This is a genomic window from Neisseria sp., assembly GCF_030523955.1.
In the GTDB taxonomy this organism is placed as follows: Bacteria; Pseudomonadota; Gammaproteobacteria; order Burkholderiales; family Neisseriaceae; genus Neisseria.
Genome location: NZ_JAUNHL010000035.1, coordinates 1 through 3,981 on the forward strand (window position 1 = coordinate 1; position 3,981 = coordinate 3,981).

A 3,981-nucleotide genomic window follows, 5' to 3' on the forward strand; every position below is an offset into this window, starting at 1 on the left:
CGGTATCCTGCTCGATGTCGTTGCGCTTTTTGCGGCGCACTTCGATGGTTTCGGTGAGGCGGGTCAAACCTTCCGCGTCAAACGCGTTTTGCGGGTTGAAGAATTTGAAATCGGTTTGGTCGAGGCCGGTCAGCGATACTGATTCCAGCTCCAAGCCGTTTTTATACAAATCTTCGGATACGAACTGCTGCACTTTCTGCACAAAATCCACGCGTTTTTCATGCAATTCCTCCATCGCCATTTCCGCCGCCACCGCACGCAGCGCATCAACGAATTTGCCTTCCACCAATTCTTTCAACTGGTCGGGCGACATGGTTTTCATGCCCAAAGTCTGCGCCGCCGTGGCGATGCTCTCGCCGACAGGCTTCACGCGCACATAAAACTCGGCCATTACGTCCACCCGCATCCGGTCGCGCGTAATCAGCGCCTGCTCGGCGGCACGGCGCACTTCCAAACGCAGCGTGTTCATGTTCACCGGAATAATCTCGTGCAACACCGGCAACACCAGCGCCCCGCCGTTCATAATCACCTTCTCGCCGCCAAAGCCCGTGCGCACGAACGACACTTCCTTAGTGGCGCGCCGGTAGAGGCGCGTGAGGATCAGGCCGAGTACAAACAGCCCGACCAGAATAATGCCCGCAATGCTGGCGATAGAAATCAAAGTCATGGATTTTCCTTTCTTCTTTTAGTGAGTGAACAAATTTTCAGACAGGCATTCCGATGCACGGCCGCTGAATACGGCACAACATCGATACCCATCAAGCAACTACCATTTTTTCTGTTGATCGGCATAGTGCTGGAACATTCTCAGGAAATGCTGCCAGCTTTTACAGCCATATACCGACAACACACCGGACAGAACCAATAAAGCTCCGCCCAACACGCCGTCGACCGCCCAAAGGAACGAGCCTTGCTGCCAGACATGATAGAGCAAAGCCCAAATAGCCACCGTGCCAAACGAATACAGCAGTGACTTGGCAAACCGCAGGCTGAGGCCCAGCACACTTATCTCTGCCGGCTTGGTTTCCCCGAGCAAAATTTCCGCCCGTTTCCGCTCGCTGTTCCGGCGATGCAGCAGCCGGATATTTTGATACGCCGCGGTACCGAAAAGCATCGTACAACTCAGACACAACGCCACAACAGCGCTGCCTTCCGGCGTGGAGTCTAACATGGCGGCAATCCACATCAGGATCGCCAGCGAACCCCACACAACAGAACCTATGCACAACTTCGCAACTGCATATTTCGTATCCGGCAAAACGGCCGCCTGCTCCGAACCGCTACGGCTCAACTGCCGGGCAAAACGCATACAAAGATAAGCCACCGAACCGAACCACAACAACATTAACAGCGAAATCTCGTCAACCTCTAGCTCGCCAAGAAGTACCAGCAAAACAAACAAAAATACAAACAAACCGATCATGCCGGCTATCAGCAGCAAGCCGAATGCGGCCAATCGGGTCCACATTTTGCGCCCTTGCTGCGGCCCGGATTCCCTGTTGATCCGATACATCCGTTTTCCCCTTGAATCCTAAATGTATTTCAGACAGGCATTATGTCAGCCAGCCTGATTGGCTTAATGCCAGCAAAACCAATAAAACCGCCAACAGCGTACCCGCCATCCCAACCAGCAAAGCATAAAAACGTATCTGTTCCGCATGCCAATCGGAAGCCTGCCAGCCGATTGGTCCGCGCCACGGCAGCAGCCATTTGCACAACAGGCTAAATAACCATAAATAAGCAACGCGCCCGGATATTTCACTGCTTAATCCACCAAGCTGCCGCTCGGATTGGCAATCGCTTTAAAAGTATTGCCCGAGAGCGACACCAACAGCACCGCCTCGCCCTGTTTCAATACCGCCTCGCCATCCGGCTCTGCCATCACATAATGCTGCTGGCCGAAGCCGTCTTTCACCCTTACTTCAGCCGGGCTGCCTGCGCGCGCCTCGCCGAGCACCACCACGCCGACGCGGCCGATTAAATTTTGCTGCTCGATGGCGGTGGTTTCGTCTTTCGGCATGATTTTATACAGGCCGCCCGCCACCATCCGCACCAGAGGCAGGCTGGCGAACCACACGGCCACCGCCGCCAACCAGCCGTTGAGATAAAAGCCGAAGATGCCGTGCCACACGTTTTGCAACAAGTAACCCGACAAGCCAAATACCGCCAGAAACACCACCATCAGCATTAGCAGCGGAATCTTGCCGACATACAGCCAGCTTAAAAAACGGATAAACACGCCGGCATCCACCGCATCCAGCCCCACTTCGGGGTGCGCCGCATCGGTTAGGCTGTCGGGCAGCATACCGTCCACCCAATCGTTGACGCCGCCGAACAGCAGCGATAAAACCTCCAAAAATCCCAGCAGCAGCATCAGCATAATGGCGACACCGAAAATCAGGTTTTGCGGCGCGTTGATTAAATCCCACATGTTTTATCCTTGTTGATTATCGGTTGCTACATTTGCCCCCGAAGGAGGCAGCTTCAAAAGCTTTTGTATTTTCTACTTCCACTCTTCCGAAAACATATGCCCGTTCTGGCACAATAAACAATCGTTTCGGCACATTTTCTGCAGCCTTTAACACCTATACTAAGCGTTCTCATGCCCTTTGAATAAGAAAGAACCATCATGAAACACGTTATACTTGCCGCAGCCTTCCTTGGCTTTTCTTCCACTGCTTTTGCTACAGGTATTTTTACCCTGAAATTTGACAATCCTGACAAAGACGGCGGCTTCAGCAATCATCAACTTTTGAGTGCGCCTTACGGCTTCGGCTGCTCAGGTGGGAACACTTCTCCAGCTTTATCATGGGAAAATCCGCCGGCAGACACGAAAAGTTTCGTGCTAACCATCTACGACAAAGACGCACCTACCGGCTTGGGTTGGACACACTGGGTAGTAGCCAACATACCTGCCACCGTTAAAAAACTGCCCGCTGGCATTACTGCCAAAGGTAAAAATCTACCCAATGGTGCATTGCAAACCCGCACTGATTTCGGTATACCCGGTTACGGTGGAGCCTGTCCACCGGAAGGCCGCAAACACCGATACGAAATCACGCTTACAGCTTTAAAAGTGGAGAAACTACCAACCATCAAAGCCGATGCCACTCCTGCGCTAGTCGGTTTCTTCACTAAAGCCAACAGCTTGGGCGAAGCCAAAATTACGGTTGAACACCAACGTTAACCACCTCACCGCGGCGGTATTCAGCCGCCGCCGTTTCGCCGCCGCGCACCGCCGACGGCACAAAACCGAAACGCTCTTTAAACCGTGCGGTAAAACGCGACGCGCTCTCGTAGCCTACGGCATCGGCGATTTTTTCCACTGGCCATTCGGTTACCTGTAACAGCGTCAGCGCCCGCATCATCCGCACATCAATCAACAGGCTGCGGAACGACGTGTTTTCCTGCGCCAGCCGCCTCCGCAAAGTCGTCTCGCTGAAATTCAACCTTGCCGCTGCTTCCGCCGCTGTCCACAAAAAAGCCGTATCCGCGGCAATCATTTTCCGTATCTGGCGGATCAGGTCGATGCGCTGGCAAACTGTAAAACCGATGCCCTCATGCTGCAACCACGCCAACAGACCGTGCAGCGCCGTTTCCACCGCCGCCGCAGGCGCATGAGCATCGGCCAGCAATCCGGCGGCATGGGCAAACGATGCCGCCGTTTTCTCATAGTGCGTCAGCTTTACCGCATCGCGTACCGCTTTCTCTGCCGCACCGTATTGCGCGGCGAAACGCTCTATCACTGTCTGCCCGAAAGCAATCCACTGCGCCTGATAAAGGCCGTCTGAATCAGGCTCGTTAATCACATCGAAAGTCTGCCCGCCGTCCAATACAACAGCTTCTCCTGCTTCAACAAACAGCTCATGCCCCGCCCAACGCAACCTTTTTCTGCCTCGTTGCACGTTTATCAGCATTGATTCTTGCACCATCAGACGGCTATACAGCAACCTGCGGTGCTGAACCATACTCCCCGCGCTG

At 53.9% G+C, this 3,981-nt stretch carries 6 protein-coding genes; 1 reads left to right on the plus strand and 5 read right to left on the minus strand.

The features are described from left to right. The 4 genes from Q4C79_RS08385 to Q4C79_RS08400 all read right to left on the minus strand — a co-directional run. Nucleotides 1-667 (minus strand): flotillin family protein (locus Q4C79_RS08385; protein ID WP_303090567.1); only part of this gene is annotated, 667 nt, incomplete at its 3' end. 99 nt (nucleotides 668-766) lie between these two features. Next, nucleotides 767-1,468 (minus strand): hypothetical protein, encoded by a 702-nt coding sequence (locus Q4C79_RS08390; protein ID WP_303090568.1) that lies wholly within the window; start codon nucleotides 1,466-1,468, stop codon nucleotides 767-769. An 85-nt stretch (nucleotides 1,469-1,553) separates the two neighbouring features. Then, on the minus strand, nucleotides 1,554-1,718 hold the full coding sequence (locus Q4C79_RS08395; RefSeq protein WP_303090569.1) for a hypothetical protein: 165 nt from the start codon (nucleotides 1,716-1,718) through the stop codon (nucleotides 1,554-1,556). 47 nt (nucleotides 1,719-1,765) lie between these two features. Next, nucleotides 1,766-2,431 carry a YqiJ family protein gene (locus Q4C79_RS08400; protein WP_303090570.1) on the minus strand — a complete coding sequence of 222 codons (666 nt, stop codon included), beginning with the start codon at nucleotides 2,429-2,431 and terminating at the stop codon, nucleotides 1,766-1,768. A 198-nt stretch (nucleotides 2,432-2,629) separates the two neighbouring features. Here Q4C79_RS08400 and Q4C79_RS08405 point away from each other — a divergent pair, with 198 nt between their 5' ends. After that, nucleotides 2,630-3,187 carry a YbhB/YbcL family Raf kinase inhibitor-like protein gene (locus tag Q4C79_RS08405; protein WP_303090571.1) on the plus strand — a complete coding sequence of 186 codons (558 nt, stop codon included), beginning with the start codon at nucleotides 2,630-2,632 and terminating at the stop codon, nucleotides 3,185-3,187. On the opposite strand, the gene Q4C79_RS08410 is transcribed toward Q4C79_RS08405, so the two are convergent. Then, the coding region (locus Q4C79_RS08410) for a helix-turn-helix transcriptional regulator (protein WP_303090572.1) at nucleotides 3,165-3,981 on the minus strand (817 nt) is incomplete at its 5' end. The genes Q4C79_RS08405 and Q4C79_RS08410 overlap by 23 nt on opposite strands.